Source organism: Curvibacter sp. PAE-UM, assembly GCF_001432305.1.
GTDB lineage: Bacteria > Pseudomonadota > Gammaproteobacteria > Burkholderiales > Burkholderiaceae_C > Hylemonella.
This window is the reverse complement of the sequence record NZ_KQ483358.1, coordinates 1,740,901-1,758,437: the sequence shown is the minus strand read 5'-3', so window position 1 is coordinate 1,758,437 and position 17,537 is coordinate 1,740,901. Positions and strand designations below refer to the sequence as shown.

The following is a 17,537-nucleotide window of genomic DNA, read 5'->3' as shown; positions in this document are numbered from 1 at the left end:
TGGAGTCGGGCCTAAGCCGGCAAAACTGGCAGCCCCAGCAGACCAGGGCGCCCGAAGAGGTAGCCCTGGAACACAGTGCAGCCGCTGTCCAGCAGGAACTGACGCTGCCCCTCGGTCTCCACCCCCTCGGCCACGGCCTGCAGGTCCATGCTCTGCGCCAGGGCCAGGATGGTGCGCACGATGGCCGCATCGTTGGGATCGGTCAGCACGTCACGCACGAAGGACTGGTCGATCTTGAGCTGGTCCAGCGGCAGGCGCTTGAGGTAGCTCAGCGATGAGTAGCCCGTGCCGAAATCATCCAGCGCAAAACGCACGCCGCGTTCGCGCAAGGCGCCCATCTTGCGGATGGCGTCTTCCACGTCGCTGATCAGCACGCTCTCGGTCAACTCCAGCTTCAGGTACTGCGGGTCGACCCCGGTGTCGTCCAGCACGGCCTGGACCTGGCTCACGAAATCGGCCTGGCGGAACTGGCGCGCGCTCACATTGACCGCCAGGCTCAGCTTGCGGGTGGCGGGCTGCTCGGCCCAGGCCACCAACTGGCGGCAGGCCGAACGCAGCACCCACTGGCCGATCGGCAGGATCAGGCCGGTCTGCTCGGCCAGGCCGATGAACTCGCCCGGCAGCACCATGCCACGGCCCGGATGGCGCCAGCGCAACAGCGCTTCGTAGCCGACGATCTTGTTGTAGCCATCGACCACCGGCTGGTAATGCAGCAGCAGTTCGTCGCGTTGCAGGCCCAGGCGCAAGTCGGCGTCCAGCGCGGCGCGTGCCAGCACGGCGGCCTGCATGCCGGGATCAAAGAAGCGCATCGTATTGCGACCGGCCGCCTTGGCCTGGTACATGGCCACGTCGGCGCGCTTGAGCAGTTCGTCCACGCCCAGCGAGGAGCCGCAGAACAGCGTGATGCCGATGCTGGGCGAGCTGTTGTGCTGGCGACCCACCAGTTCGTAGGGGGCGTTGAGTCGGGTCAGGATCTTCTCGGCCACCAGCTCGGCCTGGCTCGCAGCGTCGGTGTCGCTCTCGTTCAAGTCTTCGAGCATCACCACGAACTCGTCGCCGCCGAAACGCGCCGCCGTGTCGCCCTCGCGCAGGCAGGAAACCAGGCGCAAGGCGACCTGCTCCAGCAACAGATCGCCGACGTCGTGGCCCAGCGTGTCGTTGAGGTCCTTGAAATTGTCCAGGTCGATGAACAGCAGGGCCCCGTAGCGCTTGTTGCGCGCGCTGGTGACCTGGGCGTGCGAGAGCCGGTCCATCAGCAGGCGGCGGTTGGGCAGGCCGGTCAGAGTGTCGTAGAAAGCCAGGCGCTGGGTCTCGTCCTCGGCGTTCTTGCGCTTGCTGATGTCTCGCCCGATACCGCGATAGCCACAGAACCGGCCCTTGCCATCGAAGATGGGCGTGCCGCTGACGGCCACCCAGTAAGGCTTTCCGTCGGCGTCGAGCCGCTGCAGCTCCAGGTCGCGAAAGGGCAGGTGCGACTCCAGCACGCGGCGGTGGGCGTCCCAGTCGTCGGGGCCCAGGTTCAGCGCGCCCAGCTCCCAGCGCGTCTTGCCCAGGCTGTCCTCCTGGGTCAGGATGGACTTGCCGTCGCGGTAGCCGACGAAATTGGTGAAGCGGAAGTGTTCGTCGATCTCCCAGTACCAGTCGGACGACAGGTCGGTCAGGCTGCGGAAGCGCTCTTCGCTGGCCTGCAGCTGGGTCTCGGCCATCTTTCTCTTGGTGAACTCGCGCATGACGCCGTAGGAAGACAGTTCGCCATCCGGCTCGCGCATCGTGATCGCGTTGCCGCGCATCCAGTGCGTGCTGCCATCGGGCGAGCGCACCCTGAACTCATGCTGCCACGAAGCGCCGTCCTGGTGCGCCGTGCGCATGGATTCAAACAGCGCCGGGATGTCCTCCGGGTTGATGACCGCCAACATCTTGCGGGCATCCTGGCGCACTTCGTCCGGGTCCAGGCCGAACAGGCTGCGCACGCTCTCGTTGATGAAAGGAAACGCGAGCCGCCCGTCCTTGCGGTAGCGGTACTGGAACAGCACATCGGGCACGCGGCTGGTGAGCTTTTCGATGAAATCGAGCTTCTCCTGCAAGGCAAGGCTCGCCTCATGCTCGCCCGTGACGTCCTGCACCACACCGATGTCGGTCACGCTGCCGTCAGCATTGTGGTGACGGTGCATGCTTGAGCGCAACCAGTGCACCTTGCCGTCCGGATGCAGCCAGCGGTAGGTCAGCAGGCGGCCGTCCATGCTCTGGCGTGCCGCCACGAAGATCGGCAGGTCCTGCGGATGGATGCGGCTGCGGGCCACGTTGCTGGTGCGGGCGGACTGCCCCGAGTCCTCGCCGGACAGGCTCTGCAAGCCGCGCGAGAAGGTGATGGTCTGGGCATCCGGGCTGGCCGTCCAGTGGCCGACGCGGGCCAGGCGCTCGGTCAGGTCGTAGAGTTCGAGCTGGGCGTTGAGCTTTTCATTGGCCTGCGCCAGCGCCAGCTCACCCGAGCGCAGCGACTCCTCGGCCATGCGCTCGGTGGTGATGTCCTTGATGTACATCAGGATGTGCTTCTCGCCACGCACATCGATCAGCGTGCCGTTGAGGCGCACCAGGCGTTTGCCCCGGTCCTTCAGATGGACGATGGCCTCGTAGTCCCGCAGACGGCCGCTGACGCGCAAGGCGGCCACGGCGGCTTCGCGGCTGGCCTGGTCCGGCCAATGGCCGATCTCCACCACCGTGTGACCGATCACCTCCTCGCGGGTGTAGCCGGTGACAGCCAGCCACTCCTGGTTCACATCGACGATCAGGCCATCGCTCAGTCGGGACAGGCCAATGGCCTCGGGGCTTTCGTCGAAGGCTGCGGTGAACAGCACCTCGGTATGGTGGCGCTGGCTCTCCAGAAAGGCCCAGTCACGCTCGCGCTCCTGCAAACGCAGCTCAACCTCGCGCAGTTGCGCGCGCACTCGCGTGATCTCGTCCTTGTCGTCAGAAGAACCCATGAAATGTGCCGGTCGGCAGCGTCCCGCGCACAGCCTGATGGCTGCGCCCCTGGACGCTGCCCAGAAGTGTTGGACGATGTTAATCGAGTTGGGGCCAGGGGCTCCCCGGCACCGCGGGAATAAGTCCTGAAAGCCGGTATTCCTGCTGCATCCAACAGCCCGGGGGCCAGCCGGCGGCAGCACAGGGTCATGCGCGGGGCGGGAGCGGGAAAGCCGGGCAAGCGCTACATTCGGCTCTGCACCCCGCATCCACCCGCAGGCCATGACCCCGTCCAAAGACTTCAAGGGCAACAAGCAGTCCCTGCCCAGCAAACCCTGTTGCGTCTGCGGGCGCCCCATGAGCTGGCGCAAGAAATGGGAAAAGAACTGGGAGCAGGTCAAGTACTGCTCTCAAGCCTGCCGCCGCGCCCGGCCCGCCGCATGAACGCACTGCGCTCGCTCGTTCTGGTGCTGGGCGACCAGCTCGACCTGCAGGCGACCGCCTTCGACGGCTTCGACCCCGCGCAGGACCGCGTCTGGATGGCCGAGGTGGCCGAGGAATCCACCCACATCCCCTCAAGCAAGCCCCGCACCGTGCTGTTCCTGAGCGCCATGCGCCATTTCGCGCAGGCACTGGCACAGGCCGGTCGGCCGCTGCATTACGTGCGGCTCGATGACGCGGGCAACCAGGGCAGCCTGGCAACCCAGCTGGCGCATGACCTGGCCACCTTGCAGCCGCAGCAACTCATCATGACCGCGCCGGGCGACTGGCGCGTGCTCAAGGCCCTGCAGGCCACGGCGGCGGCGGCAGGCGTCCCGCTGGAGATCCGCGATGACCGGCACTTCTACACCACGGTGCGCGACTTCGCCGCCCACGCCAAAGGCCGCAAGAGCCTGCGCATGGAGTACTTCTACCGCGAGCAGCGCAAGAAACACCAGGTGCTGATGGAGGGTGATCAGCCCGCCGGCGGCCAGTGGAATTTTGATGCAGACAACCGCCAGGCCTTCGGCCCCCAGGGCCCGGGTTTCGTGCCGCCGCGCAGCCAGTTCGCGCCCGACGCGATCACGCTTGAAGTCATGGCGCTGGTGCAGCAGCGTTTTGCGTCGCACCCGGGCGCCCTCGACAGCTTTGCCTGGCCCGTCACGCGAGAGCAGGCCCTGCAGGCGCTCGATGATTTCGTCAACCAGCGCCTGGTTGATTTCGGCCACTGGCAAGACGCCATCTGGCCGGGTGAGCCCTGGCTCTACCACGCGCACCTCGCTGCCGCGCTCAATCTCAAGCTGCTGGGCGCGCGCGAGGTCGTCGCTACCGCTGAAGCTGCCTGGCGCGACGGCCGCGCCAGCATCCAGAGCTGCGAGGGTTTCATCCGCCAGATCCTGGGCTGGCGCGAGTACGTGCGCGGCATCTACTGGACGCAGATGCCGCAGTACCTCGAAGGCAATGCGCTCGACGCGAAAGAGGACCTGCCCAGCTGGTTCTGGGACGGCCGAACCGATCTGGCCTGCCTGGCCGACGCCATAGTCCAGACGCTGCAACACGGTTACGCCCACCACATCCAGCGCCTCATGGTCACCGGCCTGTTCGCCCTGCTCTATGGCGTGGAACCGAAGCAGGTGCACGCCTGGTACCTCGGCATCTACGTGGACGCGGTGGAATGGGTCGAATTGCCCAACACCCTGGGCATGAGCCAGTATGCCGACGGCGGCCTGATGGCCAGCAAGCCCTACATCGCCAGCGGCAAGTACATCGAACGCATGAGCCCGCTGTGCAAGGGCTGCCGCTACGACCCGGCCCAGCGCACCGGCGAGCGCGCTTGCCCCATCACCACGCTGTACTGGGATTTCCTGCTGCGCCACGAAACGCTGCTGGCGCGCAACCCGCGCACCGCGCTGCAGGTCAGGAACCTGGCCCGGCTTGACGAGACCGAGCGCAGCGCGATCCAGGACCGTGCGGCCGCCATCCGCCGGGGCGAGGTCGGCACCCTGGCCTGAGCGCCCGATGCCCGGACCCATGCCAAGCGGGGCGTTTTGCCATAAGCTCAGGCCATGACCACCCTGAACGTCCTGGGCTCCGAGCTCATGCCCTGCTCCTACGATCCGCTCACCGGCTTCTACCGTGACGGCTGTTGCAAGACGGATGCGCACGACCTGGGCTCGCACGTGATCTGCGCGCGTCTGACCCAGGCCTTCCTCGACTTCTCCGTGGCCAGCGGCAACGACCTCGTCACCCCGCGCCCCGAGTACCGGTTCCCCGGTCTGAAAGCCGGGGACCGCTGGTGCCTGTGCGCCCTGCGCTGGAAAGAGGCGCTGGAGGCCGGTGTCGCCCCGCCCGTGGTGCTGGAATGCACGCACCTGCGCGCGCTGGACTACGTCACGCTGGACCAGCTGCGCGCGCACGCGCTGGTGCCCGGCAAGCGCGAACCCCAGCCCTGAGCCTCAGCGCGCCGAGACCGCCGGCGCAGCCAGCAGGCTGACGTGCGCGGCCACCACGCGCCAGCCCGCGGGCGTGCGCAGCCAGGTCTGGCTCTGGCGGCCGATGGCCTCGCTGCCGACGCGGCGAAACTCGGTGTTGGCCGTGGCGTAGTCGGTGCCGTAGGTGGTGATCACCGTGCGCGTGAGCTCGCGCATCAGCCCCGCCGACGGCCTCCCCGCGCGGAAGGCCTGGATCTCGGCAGCGCCGTAGAGGTTCTCGGTGACGCCGTAACGCAGGGTCAACGGGCTGTCCCAGAAAAGCTCGTCCAGCACCTCCACCTTGTTGTGCACCAGCGCGTCCTCGTAGCGCGCAAAAGCCGCCGTGACTTCGGCCAGCACGGCCGGCGCATTGATCTCCATCGTCATCTTCACTCCCGGTTGTCAGTGATGCCCTACCTGCTCGCCCAGATAGGCCTGGGCCAGGGCGCCATCGGCCGCAATCTCGGCCGCTGTGCCCTGCGCCACGATACGCCCGCCTTCGATCACATAGGCGCGGTCCGCCAGCGCCAGCGCCAGCCCGGCCATCTGGTCCACCAGCAGCAGGGTCATGCCCTCGCGCCGCAACTGGTCCAGCGCGGCGAACAGTTCGGCAATGATTTTCGGTGCCAGACCCAGAGAAGGTTCATCGAGCAGCAGGATACGCGGCTTCGACATCAGCGCGCGCGCAATCGCCAGCATCTGCTGCTCACCACCCGAGAGCAGGCCGGCGCGCTGGTGCAGGCGCTCGCGCAGGCGCGGGAAACGCTGCAGCTGTTCCTCCACCCGCGCATCGCGATCGGCCGGGTGCAGGAAGGCGCCCAGGCGGATGTTGTCCAGCACGCTGAGCTCGGGGAAGACCTGGCGTCCCTCTGGCACCAGCACCACACCCTGGGCCACCACCTGTTCGGCGCCCAGGTTCTTGAGCTCGCGGCCTTCGAGATGGATGCCCCCTTGCACGGGCCGGTGCAGGCCCGCCAGCGCCTTCATCAGCGTGGACTTGCCCGCGCCGTTGGCGCCCAGCAAAGCCACCACCTCACCCTGGCGCACCTGCAGATTGATGCCGTGCAGCACAGGCTCGGCACCGTAACCAGCCACCAATGAACCCACACCCAGCATCTCGGGGCGTTGGGTGGTGTCGACCACGCGTGCTGCGGCATCCCCTTCGAGCGATTCACCCAGGTAGGCCTGCTGCACCGCGGGGTTGGCCTGCACCTCGGCCGCTGTGCCGGTGGCCAGGCGCAGACCCGCGTCGAGCACCACCACGTGGTCGCTGATGCCCATGACCAGCGTCATGTCGTGTTCCACCAGCAGCACGGTGATGCCAGCCACGGCAATGCGCCGCAGCAGCGCACCCAGGCGCTCCTTGTCCTCGCGCGACAGGCCGGCGGCAGGTTCGTCCAGCAACAGGGCCTCGGGGTCGGTAGCCAGAGCGCGGGCGATCTCCACCAGGCGCCGGTCCACGTGCGGCAGGTCCGCCGCCAGCGCAGCCGGGTCACCACCGTAGCCGCAGAAAGCCAGCAGCTCGGCCGCACGCGCCGTGTGCGCGGGCGCATGGCGGCGTGCCGCACCCAAGAGCGGGCCCAGGCGGCCGCGCTGCATGGCCAGCACCACGTTGTCCAGCACGCTGAGGCTACCGAAAAGTTGTGAGGTCTGGTAGGTGCGCGCCACACCCCGGCGCGCGATCTGCATGGCGCTGCGGCCGGCCAGCGCCTCGCCGCCCAGCGCAAAAGCGCCCGCCGTGGGCAGGTAAAAACCGCCCAGCATGTTCAGCGCGGTGGACTTGCCCGCGCCGTTGGGGCCGATCAGGCTGGTCACCGCACCGGCTTGCGCTTCAAAGCTCAATTCCGACACGGCGCGCACCCCCCCGAACTGCATGCTCAGGCCCTGGGCCTGCAGACCCAGGCGCGCACGCGCCGGCAAGGCCAGGCTGCCAGCCGTCTGGACACGCGGTACGTTGACCGGGGCCGACTGCCAGCGGGCGCGCAGGCGCTGCAAGCCACCCACCACCCCGCCGGGTGCCACCCAGAGCACCACCAGCAGCAGCACGCCGAAGAAGAGCAGGCGGAATTCTTCCAGCCCCGACAGCAGCTCGGGCAGCAGGCCTACCAGCAGCGCGCCCACCAGCGGGCCGGTGACGGAGCCGGCACCGCCCAGCATGACCACCAGCACAAAGAGGATGGATTGCAGAAAACCGAAGGTATGCGGCGTGACAAAGCCCGAGAGCGGCGCGAACAGCGCACCCGCTGCCGCCGCGCACAAGGCGGAAACGGCAAAGGCCACGGTCTTGATGACCAGCGGGTTCAGGCCCACCGATTCGGCGGCGGTCTCGGCGTCGCGCACGGCGCGCATGGCCGCGCCCCAGGTGCCGCGCGCCAGCCAGGCATAGGCTGCCAGCCCCAGGCCGGCGGCGGCGATGGCCAGCAAGGCCACGGCGCGTTCGCCCCGGGCCAGGCCACCCAGCGCCGGAGCTGTCAGGCCCATGATGCCGTTCTGCCCACCGGTCAGCGCGCCGGCCTCGATGATGCCGTTCTCGACAATGAAACCGAAGGCGATGGTGATCATCGCCAGGTAGGGCCCCTTCACGCGCAGGGCCGGCACTGCCAGCAGCGCACCGCAAGCGCCACCGATCAGGGCCGCGAGGGGCCAAGCCAGCCAGAAGCTGAACCCTGCCTTGGTGGTGAGGATGGCCACCGTGTAGGCGCCGATGGCGTAGAAACCCACATGGCCGAAAGACACCTGGCCCGTCAGCCCCAGCAGCACATTGAGGCCCACGCCCACCAGGGTCAGCAGCGCCACCTGCGCCAACACAAACACCCAGTAACCGTTGAGCGAGAGGACCAGGCCGGCGCCCAGGCCCAGCACCACCAGCAGCGCCGTAATCTGCAGCGGCGTGCCCAGGCCCAGCACGGGCCGTTTCACAAAAGACACGTTCATACCTTCTTCACCTCCGCGCGACCGAACAGGCCGTTGGGCCGCCAGGCCAGCGCCGCGATGACCAGCGCGAAGGTCAGGATCTGCGTGTACCCCGAGCCCAGCGTGGCGGTGATCAGCGCCTCCACCACACCAAACAGCAGGCCGGCGAGCATGACGCCCCAGGCGCTGGTGATGCCGCCCAGGATGGCCACCGCAAAGGCCTTGAGGCCGAACAGCGTGCCCATGTCGGAATGCACATTGGTCAGCGGCGCGATCAGCACGCCGGCAATGCCCGCGAACAGGGCCGAGAGCGCAAAGGCCAGCGCCACCGCGCGCCGGATCGGGATGCCCATGAGGCGCGCGGCCGCACGGTTCTGCACCACGGCCAGCATGGCCGTGCCCCAGCGCGTGCGCCGGCTCAGCGTGTGCAGCACGGCAGCCAGTGCCAGCCCCACGACGGGAATCAGCAGTTGCAGCGGGTAGACCCCCAGGCCCACCCCCGCCACCTCCAGCGGCGACTGCGCCAGCGGGGAAGGCAGGCTGCGCGGCTCCTTGCCATAGGTGGCCATGACCACGTTGTCGAGCACGATGCCCAGCGCCACCGTGGCCATGAGCCAGGCGTCCGAGCCGCGATTCACGAAGGGCCGCACCGCGAGCAGTTCCACGATCAGGCCGTAGACCGCGCACAGCGCCAGGGCCAGCAACACCGCCGCCCAGCCCGGCCAGCCTAGCGTCTGCGCAAAGGTGTAGGTCAGCACCGCGCCCAGCATCATGGAACTGCCCTGGGCAAAGTTGACCGTGCCGCTGACGGCATAGGTCACGTAAAAACCCAGGGCCATCAGCCCGTACATGCTGCCCAGGCCCAGGCCGCTGACCAGCGCGGATAACTCCGACATATCTCGTCCTCTTCAAACCCAAAAAAGCGGGTCCGTCCTCAGCAGACGATGACCCGCGTTGCCTACGCTGCCGAAGCAGCTCAGTTCATTCCTACCGGAACGATGCGGTTGTCGATGAACTGCGCCCAGACGTAGTCGCTGGACTGCACGGCGTCGTGCACCTCGGCCGAGAAGGGCTTGACGTAGGTCTTGATCAGGCCTTCGTACTTGTCGATCTTGTAATAACCCTGGCGCACCGCGTCACCGCTGGTCGAACCCGCGGCCTGGATGGCCAGCGCCGTCAGGTGCATGGCGTCGTAGGCATTGGCCACGCCCACAGCGGGCGAGATGTCGCCCGGGCCCTTGATGGCCGGGTACTTGGCCATCAGGGCCTTGATCACACGCTCACCCACCGGCGTCTGCTTGCCGAAGAAGCTGTAGGTCTGCACGAAGTGCACGTCCTTGGCCATGGCACCGGCCAGTTCGGTGAAACGGCCACCGGCCGGACCCCAGTGCGAGACCACCGGCACCTTCCAGCCCATGCGCTCCAGCGACTTGACCACCTGGGCCGAGGGACCGACGTTGCCCACCATGAACAGGGTGTCGGCGCCCGCGGCCTTCAGGCGCGTGAGCTGCGGCACCATGTCCACGTCGTTGGCCTCGAACTTCTCCACGCCGGCGGGCGTCACGCCCTTGGCGGCCATGGCGGCTTTCAGACCCTTCTCGTTGCTCTCGCCCCAGGGGTTGTTCACGAGGATCAGGCCGGGCTTGGCGCTCTTGAAGTTCTTCTGCGCGTAGGCCAGCATGCCCACGTCGACGATCTCGTCCACCGCCGACACGCGGAAGGCGAAGTTGGGGTTGGCACCGTTCTTGGTGATGCCCGTGCCCGCGGCCCAGGGGCCCATGAACGGCACTTTCTCCTGGTTCATCAGCGGCACGATGGCCATGGACACCGGTGTGTCCAGGCCGCCGAAGACCACGGCCACCTTCTCGCGGTAGATCAGTTCGCGCGCAGCCACCACGCCCTTGGCGGGGTTGGCTTCGTCGTCGCGGCGCACCAGTTCCAGCTTGCGCCCGCCCAGCAGGCCGCCCTTGGCGTTGATCTCGTCCATCGCCACCTGCATGCCGCGCGTGATGGCCTCGCCCGCCAGGGCCGACTGGCCCGACAGCGCCGTCACCAGGCCGATCTTGATGGGTTCATTGGCCAGCACCGGGCCGGCCGCGGCCAGGGCCAGGCCGGCGGCCAGCAGCGTGCGACGGGTCGCGGAGAAAGAGCAAGGGTTCATGGCGGTACTCCTGTGAGTGGAAGGACAGAAAGCGGGTTGGCCCGCGGGCTCCTACCTCCATGCAAGTCGCGTGCCAGTGTCGCCACGATGGCAATTACTTTGTTTTCATATATATGATCAGATTGTCAACAATATGGCATGTCTTTTGCGAGCACATGCATGGCACAGCCCTGGCGGCTCCGGATGGTGCATCCGGCACCAAAAGGGGGATACACGAGAGGAAATGGACCATGGATAACAAGGTGATGAACCAGACCGAGGCACCCGCCAGCCCCGCCGCCGTGGTGGACGAGTACCTGCGCCTGCTGATGATCCCGGACCCGGCCGCGGCAGCACGCTTTGTGGCGCCGGGCCTGCGCATCCGCTTCACCGGCGGGCGCGCCATGAAGGCCCCGGCCGAATGCGCGGCCTTCAACGCCACGCGCTACCAGTGGGTGAAGAAAAACATCGAGGCCACCGAAACCGTGACCGGCGGCAGCGCCGACGAGACCATCGTCTATAGCCGCGGCACGCTCTACGGCGCCTGGCCCGACGGCACGCCCTTCGAAGGCAACCGCTACGTGGACCGCTACGTCGTGAAGCAGGGCCTGATCACGCAGATGGAGGTCTGGAACGACAGCGCCGAATGGCTGCTCGTGCGCGCCGGCCTGGCGACGTTGTGAGGTACAGCACCATGCCGGCGATCTACCCTGGCCTGCTCCCCGACCACGGGCGTTTCCCCTACCGCCCCATCACGCAACGCCCCGACTACCAGTGGCCCGGCGGTGCGCGCCTGGCCGTCTACCTGGCGCTCAATATCGAACACTTCGCTTTCGGCGAAGGCTTGGGCGCCATGATCGGCCCGGCCTCGCCCCAGCCCGACGTGCTCAACTACTCCTGGCGCGAATACGGCAACCGCGTGGGCGCCTGGCGCTGCCTGGAGCTGTTCGACCAGCTGCGCCTGCCCGCGGCCGCGCTCATCAACACCGCGCTCTACGACCACTGCCCCGAACTCGTGGCGGCCTTCGTGGCGCGCGGCGACGAGCTCGTGGGCCACGGCCACAGCAATGCCGAACGCCAGGGCGCGCTCGACGAAGCCGGCGAGCGCGAGCTGCTGCAGCTGTGCAGCGAGCGCATGCATCTGCGCAGCGGCGTGACCCCGGGCGGCTGGCTCTCGCCCTGGATCAGCGAGAGCAGGCTCACCCCCGACCTGCTGGCCGAAACCGGCTACCGCTACACGCTCAACTGGTGCCACGATGACCAGCCCGTGCGCATGCGCACGCGCGATGGCCGCGGCCTGTGGTCCATCCCCTACCCGCAGGAGCTCAACGACATCCCCATGATCGTGGGCCGCCAGCTCGACGGCAAGGACTTCGCGCAGATGATCATCGACAACTTCGACGAGATGCTCGATCAGTCGCGCACCCAGCCCCTGGTCATGGGCATCGCCCTGCATCCCTACCTGGTGGGCCAGCCCTACCGCCTGCGCCACCTGCGCCGCGCCCTGCAGCATCTGGTTGCGGCGCGCGACCGCGGTGAAGTCTGGTTCACCACCCCCGGCGCCATCTGCCAGCACATGGAGGGCCTGGCCCGCCAGCACCCCGAGGACCACGCATGAACTTCCCCATCACAGACACCGTCGGCGCCTGGGTGCCGCACGGCCGTTTCGTCGTCGAAGGCCAGCCCACCGGCCCGCTGGCCGGCCTGCGTTTCGCCGCCAAGGACCTGTTCGACGTGGCCGGCCACACCACCGGCGCGGGCAACCCCGGCTGGCTGGCCACCCACAGCCCCGCCACGCGCCACAGCGACGTAGTGGCCCAATTGCTGGACGCCGGTGCCACCCTCATGGGCAAGGTGCTCACCGACGAGCTGGCCTACAGCCTGCACGGCGACAACCTCCACTACGGCACGCCCCTCAACGCCCGCTACCCGGAGCGGGTGACCGGTGGTTCGTCCAGCGGCTCGGCCGCCGCCGTCACTGCCGGCCTGGTGGACTTCGCCCTGGGCACCGACACCGGCGGCTCGACCCGCGTGCCCGCCAGCTACTGCGGCCTGTGGGGCCTGCGCACCACGCACGGCCTGGTCTCGGCCCGCGGCCTGGTGCCCCTGCACCCCAGCTTCGACACCGCCACCTGGCTGGCAGCCGATGGCGAGGTGTTCGAGCGCGTGGGCGCTGTGCTGCTGCCCGCCAGCAACTACACGCCGCGCCGCCTGCTCGTGGCCCAGGACGCCTGGGACCTGGCCGACCCGATCTTCACCGAGCCCCTGCAACGCGTGCGCGACGCCCTGGCGCGGCAACTGAAGGTGGCGCCCGAGGGGCAACGCGTCGCCGAACCCCAGGGCCTGACGCAATGGCGCCAGACCTATATGACCGCCGGCGCCTACGAGGGCTGGTTGACCCACGGCGCCTGGATACGCGACGCACAGCCCGCCTTCAGCCCGGCCATTGCGGCGCGCTGGCACAACGCCAGCACCGTCACGGCCGAGGCGGCCGCCACGGCACGTGGTGCCGCGGCCGCCATGCGCGCGCAGGTGCGCAGCCTGGTCGGCACGGACGGTGTGCTGGTGCTGCCCTCGGCCGCCAGCCTGGCCCCGCGGCGCGACGCCGACCCGGCCGACGTGGACGCCGTGCGCCTGCGCACCATGGCCATCACCTGCATCGCGGGCTTGAGCGGTCTGCCCCAGGTCAGCCTGCCGGTGCGTGCGCCCTCCGGTGATATGCTGGGCATCTCCTTGCTGGGGCCCGCTGGCAGCGACTTGGCACTGATCAGACTGGCCCGTACCCTGCATGCCGAAATCGACTGACACCTCCACCCGCGCCCGGCGCTCCCACCCGGTGGCAACCAACCGCAAGACCGCGGCCGCGCCGCGCGTGGAAGACACGCTGCTCAAGAACGACGAGAGCGGCGACGTGGAAGAGCGCATCTACCGTGCCGTCTTCGACAGCGTGATGAGCCAGCGCCTCAAGCCCGGCACCAAACTGCCCGAGGCGCCGCTGTGTGAACTCTTTGGTGTGAGCCGCTCGGTGGTGCGCAAGGTGCTACAAAAACTGGAGCACGACCACATCGTGCAGCTGCGCCCGAATCGCGGCGCCATCGTGGCCGTGCCCACCCGCGAGGAAACGCGCCAGATCTTCGAAGCCCGCCGCTCGCTGGAAGCCGCCATCGTGCGCCTGGTGGCCGAACGCGCCACCGCGCGCGACCTCAAGGGCCTGCGCGAACAGCTGCGTGAAGAACACGCGGCCATGCACCGCTTCGACCAGCCCGCCTGGGCAAGACTCGCCAGCGCCTACCACCTGCGCCTGGCAGAACTGTCAGGCAACGACATCTTGCAGCGCTACCTGGCCGAGATCGTCTCGCGCTGCTCGCTCATCGTCGCCGTGCACCAGCCCCCGGGCAACGCGGCCTGCGAGCACGACGAACACGAACGCATCGTGGACTGCATCGCCAAGGGCGACGCAGAAGGTGCAGTCAAGCTCATGGACCAGCACCTGCGCGAGCTGGAAGAGCACCTGATGATCGAAGCGCCGGGCAACGAACAGAGCCTGGCCCGCCTGCTCGGCCTGGCCTGAAGACCGGCACGCCGGGTGTTGATAGACTCGCCCGGATGTCAGATCCGGCCGCCCCCCACACCCCCATGATGCAGCAGTACCTCGGCCTGAAGGCCGGGTACCCGCAGACCCTGCTGTTCTACCGCATGGGTGACTTCTACGAACTGTTCTACGCCGATGCCGAGAAGGCCGCCCGCCTGCTCGACATCACCCTCACCCAGCGCGGCCAGTCCGGCGGCCAGCCCGTGGTCATGGCCGGTGTGCCCTTCCATTCGGTCGAGACCTACCTGGCCCGCCTCATCAAGCTGGGGGAATCGGTGGCCATCTGCGAGCAGGTGGGCGACGTGGCCACGGCCAAGGGCCCGGTGGAGCGCAAGGTGGTGCGCGTGGTTACGCCCGGCACGCTCACCGATTCCGCCCTGCTCAGCGACAAGAGCGAATCCATGCTGCTGGCCGTGCACCAGGGCCCGCGCAATACCCTGGGCCTGGCCTGGCTCAGCGTCACGCAGGGCGAGGTGAACCTGGCCGAATGCAATCCAGACGAGCTGCCCGAATGGCTGGCGCGCATCGCCCCCGGCGAGCTGATCTACAGCGCGGGTTGCACACCGGCGTTTGAGCAGCGCCTGCAGGCGCTCAAGCAGGCCAGTGGCATGGCCCTAGCCCTGCGTCCCGAATGGCAGTTCGACAGCGCCCTGGGCCAGAACAAGCTGCTCGAACAGCTCAAGGCCGCCAGCCTGGCCAGCTGGGGCGCGCAGGACCTGCCGCAGGCCCACGCCGCCGCCGCCGCGCTCCTGGCCTATGCCGAACACACCCAGGGCCGCGCCCTGAGCCACGTGCACAACGTGCGCGTGCAGCGCAACGACCAGCTGATCGACCTGCCGCAGACCACGCGCCGCAACCTCGAACTGGTGTTGACCCTGCGCGGCGAAGACAGCCCCACCCTCTTCTCCCTGCTCGACACCTGCATGACCGGCATGGGCAGCCGCCTGCTGAAAAGCTGGCTGCTGGAGCCCGCGCGCGACCGCGCCCCGGCGCAGCAGCGGCTTGACGCCCTTGCCGCCTTGCGTTCGGGCCCCTGGCCCAGACTGCGCGAACAGCTCAAGGGCTGCAGCGACGTGGAGCGCATCACGGCCCGCATCGCCCTGCGCCAGGTGCGCCCGCGCGAACTCGTCGCGCTGCAACAGACGCTACAAAAAACAGAGCATCTGGCACCGGTGCTGCGGGGCCAGACGGGTCTGCTGGCCCAATTGGCGCAACAGCTGCTGCCGCCCGCGGGCTGCGCCGAACTGCTGGCCCGCGCCATCCTGCCCGAGCCCGCCGCCCTGGTGCGCGACGGTGGGGTCATCAACGACGGCCTGGACGCCGAACTCGACGAGCTGCGCGCCATCCAGACCAATTGCGACAGTTTCCTGCTCGACCTCGAAACCCGCGAACGGGCCCGCACCGGCATCACGAACCTGCGTGTGCAGTTCAACAAGGTGCATGGTTTCTACATCGAGATCACCAGCAGCAACCTGGACCGCGTGCCCGAAGACTACCGCCGCCGCCAGACCCTGAAGAACGCCGAACGTTTCATCACGCCCGAACTGAAGACCTTCGAAGACAAGGCCCTGAGTGCGCAGGAGCGCGCCCTGGCGCGCGAGAAGTGGCTCTACGAACAACTGCTGGACCAGCTGGCGCCGCACATCCCCGCGCTCACGCGCACCGCGCGCGCCCTGGCCACGCTGGACGTGTTGTGCACCCTGACCGAACGCTCGCTCACGCTGGAGTGGTGCGCACCGACTTTCGCCAACGAACCCTGCATCGAGATCACGGCCGGCCGTCACCCCGTGGTGCAGGCCCGCCTGGCCGAGACCAGTTCCGGTGCCTTCATCGCCAACGACACCCGCCTGGGGCCGAAGCAGCGCATGCAGATCATCACCGGCCCGAACATGGGCGGCAAGTCGACCTACATGCGCCAGGTGGCCCTCATCGTGCTACTCGCCTCCATGGGCAGCCACGTGCCAGCCAGCGCCTGCCGCCTGGGGCCGATCGATGCCATCCACACCCGCATCGGCGCCGCCGACGACCTGGCCAACGCCCAGTCCACCTTCATGCTGGAGATGACCGAGGCCGCGCAGATCCTGCACGCGGCCACGCCGCAGTCCCTGGTGCTGATGGACGAGATCGGCCGCGGCACCTCCACCTTCGACGGCCTGGCCCTGGCCGGCGCCATTGCCACCCAGCTGCACGACAAGACGCAGGCCTACACCCTGTTCGCCACGCACTACTTCGAGCTCACCGAGTTCCCGGCCAAACACCACGCCGCCATCAACGTGCATGTGAGCGCCACCGAGTCGGGCCACGACATCGTCTTCCTGCACGAGATCCAGCCCGGCCCGGCCAGCCGCAGCTACGGCATCCAGGTCGCGCGCCTGGCCGGCATGCCGGCGGCCGTGGTCAACCATGCGCGCCACGCACTCGAAGCGCTGGAGACCAGCGCCTCGCAGAGCCAGGCCCAGGTCGACCTGTTTGCCGCGCCGCCGGTGGTGGAGCACACTACGCCCAGCGCCGTTGAATCGCGCCTGGCCGAGATCAACCCCGACGAGTTGAGCCCGCGCGACGCGCTCGATGCGCTCTACGCCCTGAAGAAAATCGCTGACCGTCCATGAATTCCCATCTGCCACAGATCATCTTCTCGCACGCCAACAGCTTCCCGGCCAGCACCTACCGCGTGCTCTTCGCCGAGCTGCGCCGCCGCGGCTTCAAGATCAAGGCCGTGGACAAGTTCGGGCATGACGAGCGTTACCCCGTCACCAGCAACTGGCCGCACCTGGTGCAGCAGCTGGCCGACTTCACCGCGGCCGAAGTGGACAAGAGCGGCGAGCCCGCCTTCCTGGTCGGCCACTCGCTGGGCGGTTTCCTCAGCCTGATGGCGGCGGCGCGCCACCCCGAACTCGCCTGCGGCGTGCTGCTGATCGACTCGCCCATCCTGGGCGGCTGGCGCGCCACCAGCGTGAACGTGGCCAAGCGCACCCAGCTCATCGGCGCGGTCTCGCCCGGTGCCATCAGCAAGGCACGCCGCAACAGCTGGCCCGACGCCGACACCGCCTTCGAACACCTGCGCCACAAGAAGGCCTTCGCCCACTGGGACGAACAGGTGCTGCGCGACTACGTGGAACACGGCATGCACGACGAGGACGGCAAGCGCGTGCTGAGCTTCACGCGCGAAGTCGAGACCGCCATCTACAACACCATCCCCGACCACCTGGACAACCTGCTCAAGCGCCACCCGCTCAAGTGCCCGGTGGCCTTCATCGGCGGGCGCCATTCGGTGGAGATGAAACAGGTCGGCATGGCCATGACCGAGAAGGTCACCAAGGGCCGCATCAGCATGCTCGACGGCTCGCATCTCTTCCCCATGGAGCAGCCCGTCACCACGGCTGCGGCCATGGAGGCCGCGCTGCTCAACCTGCAGCGCGTGCGCGAGCTCAAGAACCACAGCGCGTAAAAAACAAAAGGCCGCAATTGCGGCCTTTTGTTT

The 17,537-nt window shown here is 68.1% G+C and carries 14 protein-coding genes; 9 read left to right on the top strand and 5 right to left on the bottom strand.

All coding sequences use genetic code 11. The features are described 5' to 3' along the window. Positions 1-11: 11 nt before the first annotated feature. Complete coding sequence (locus AO057_RS08560) at positions 12-2,981, bottom strand: sensor domain-containing protein (RefSeq protein WP_057675229.1); 2,970 nt, start codon at positions 2,979-2,981, stop codon at positions 12-14. Positions 2,982-3,243: 262 nt separating this feature from the next. Between AO057_RS08560 and AO057_RS17475 the strand changes: the two genes are divergently transcribed. Genes AO057_RS17475 through AO057_RS08550 form a run of 3 tightly spaced genes read left to right on the top strand, consistent with a single transcriptional unit; the run spans position 3,244 to position 5,393 of the window. Further along, on the top strand, positions 3,244-3,405 hold the full coding sequence (locus AO057_RS17475; protein ID WP_082605637.1) for a DUF2256 domain-containing protein: 162 nt from the start codon (positions 3,244-3,246) through the stop codon (positions 3,403-3,405). Next, positions 3,402-4,952, top strand: coding sequence for a cryptochrome/photolyase family protein (locus AO057_RS08555; RefSeq protein ID WP_057675228.1), 1,551 nt, complete (start codon positions 3,402-3,404; stop codon positions 4,950-4,952). The genes AO057_RS17475 and AO057_RS08555 overlap by 4 nt, the downstream gene beginning before the upstream one ends. A gap of 54 nt (positions 4,953-5,006) precedes the next feature. Next, positions 5,007-5,393 carry a DUF2237 family protein gene (locus AO057_RS08550; protein WP_057675227.1) on the top strand — a complete coding sequence of 129 codons (387 nt, stop codon included), beginning with the start codon at positions 5,007-5,009 and terminating at the stop codon, positions 5,391-5,393. Between the two features lie 3 nt (positions 5,394-5,396). On the opposite strand, the gene hpxZ is transcribed toward AO057_RS08550, so the two are convergent. The 4 genes from hpxZ to AO057_RS08530 form a co-directional block, all read right to left on the bottom strand. Continuing rightward, a complete protein-coding gene (gene hpxZ, locus AO057_RS08545) occupies positions 5,397-5,792 on the bottom strand; it encodes an oxalurate catabolism protein HpxZ (RefSeq protein WP_057675226.1) in 396 nt (131 codons plus the stop codon). 21 nt (positions 5,793-5,813) lie between these two features. Further along, positions 5,814-8,345 carry a branched-chain amino acid ABC transporter ATP-binding protein/permease gene (locus AO057_RS08540; protein WP_057675225.1) on the bottom strand — a complete coding sequence of 844 codons (2,532 nt, stop codon included), beginning with the start codon at positions 8,343-8,345 and terminating at the stop codon, positions 5,814-5,816. Further along, positions 8,342-9,220, bottom strand: coding sequence for a branched-chain amino acid ABC transporter permease (locus AO057_RS08535; protein ID WP_057675224.1), 879 nt, complete (start codon positions 9,218-9,220; stop codon positions 8,342-8,344). The genes AO057_RS08540 and AO057_RS08535 overlap by 4 nt, the downstream gene beginning before the upstream one ends. Positions 9,221-9,300: 80 nt before the next feature. Then, on the bottom strand, positions 9,301-10,485 hold the full coding sequence (locus AO057_RS08530) for an ABC transporter substrate-binding protein (protein ID WP_057675223.1): 1,185 nt from the start codon (positions 10,483-10,485) through the stop codon (positions 9,301-9,303). 230 nt (positions 10,486-10,715) lie between these two features. On the opposite strand from AO057_RS08530, the gene AO057_RS08525 reads away from it, so the two are divergent. The 6 genes from AO057_RS08525 to AO057_RS08500 all read left to right on the top strand — a co-directional run bounded on the left by AO057_RS08525 (position 10,716) and on the right by AO057_RS08500 (position 17,504). Continuing rightward, complete coding sequence (locus AO057_RS08525; RefSeq protein ID WP_057675222.1) at positions 10,716-11,147, top strand: nuclear transport factor 2-like protein; 432 nt, start codon at positions 10,716-10,718, stop codon at positions 11,145-11,147. Between the two features lie 11 nt (positions 11,148-11,158). Next, positions 11,159-12,082, top strand: coding sequence for a polysaccharide deacetylase family protein (locus tag AO057_RS08520; RefSeq protein WP_057675221.1), 924 nt, complete (start codon positions 11,159-11,161; stop codon positions 12,080-12,082). Further along, positions 12,079-13,269 (top strand): amidase, encoded by a 1,191-nt coding sequence (locus AO057_RS08515; RefSeq protein WP_057675220.1) that lies wholly within the window; start codon positions 12,079-12,081, stop codon positions 13,267-13,269. Before AO057_RS08520 ends, AO057_RS08515 begins: the two co-directional genes overlap by 4 nt. Further along, positions 13,253-14,035 carry a GntR family transcriptional regulator gene (locus AO057_RS08510; protein ID WP_057675219.1) on the top strand — a complete coding sequence of 261 codons (783 nt, stop codon included), beginning with the start codon at positions 13,253-13,255 and terminating at the stop codon, positions 14,033-14,035. The genes AO057_RS08515 and AO057_RS08510 overlap by 17 nt, the downstream gene beginning before the upstream one ends. Before the next feature lie 65 nt (positions 14,036-14,100). Continuing rightward, the gene (gene mutS / locus AO057_RS08505; protein ID WP_205630008.1) at positions 14,101-16,665 is read left to right on the top strand and encodes a DNA mismatch repair protein MutS; all 2,565 of its coding nucleotides are present in this window, start codon (positions 14,101-14,103) and stop codon (positions 16,663-16,665) included. Next, a complete protein-coding gene (locus AO057_RS08500; RefSeq protein WP_057675217.1) occupies positions 16,662-17,504 on the top strand; it encodes an alpha/beta fold hydrolase in 843 nt (280 codons plus the stop codon). Before mutS ends, AO057_RS08500 begins: the two co-directional genes overlap by 4 nt. The last annotated feature ends 33 nt before the right edge of the window (positions 17,505-17,537 follow it).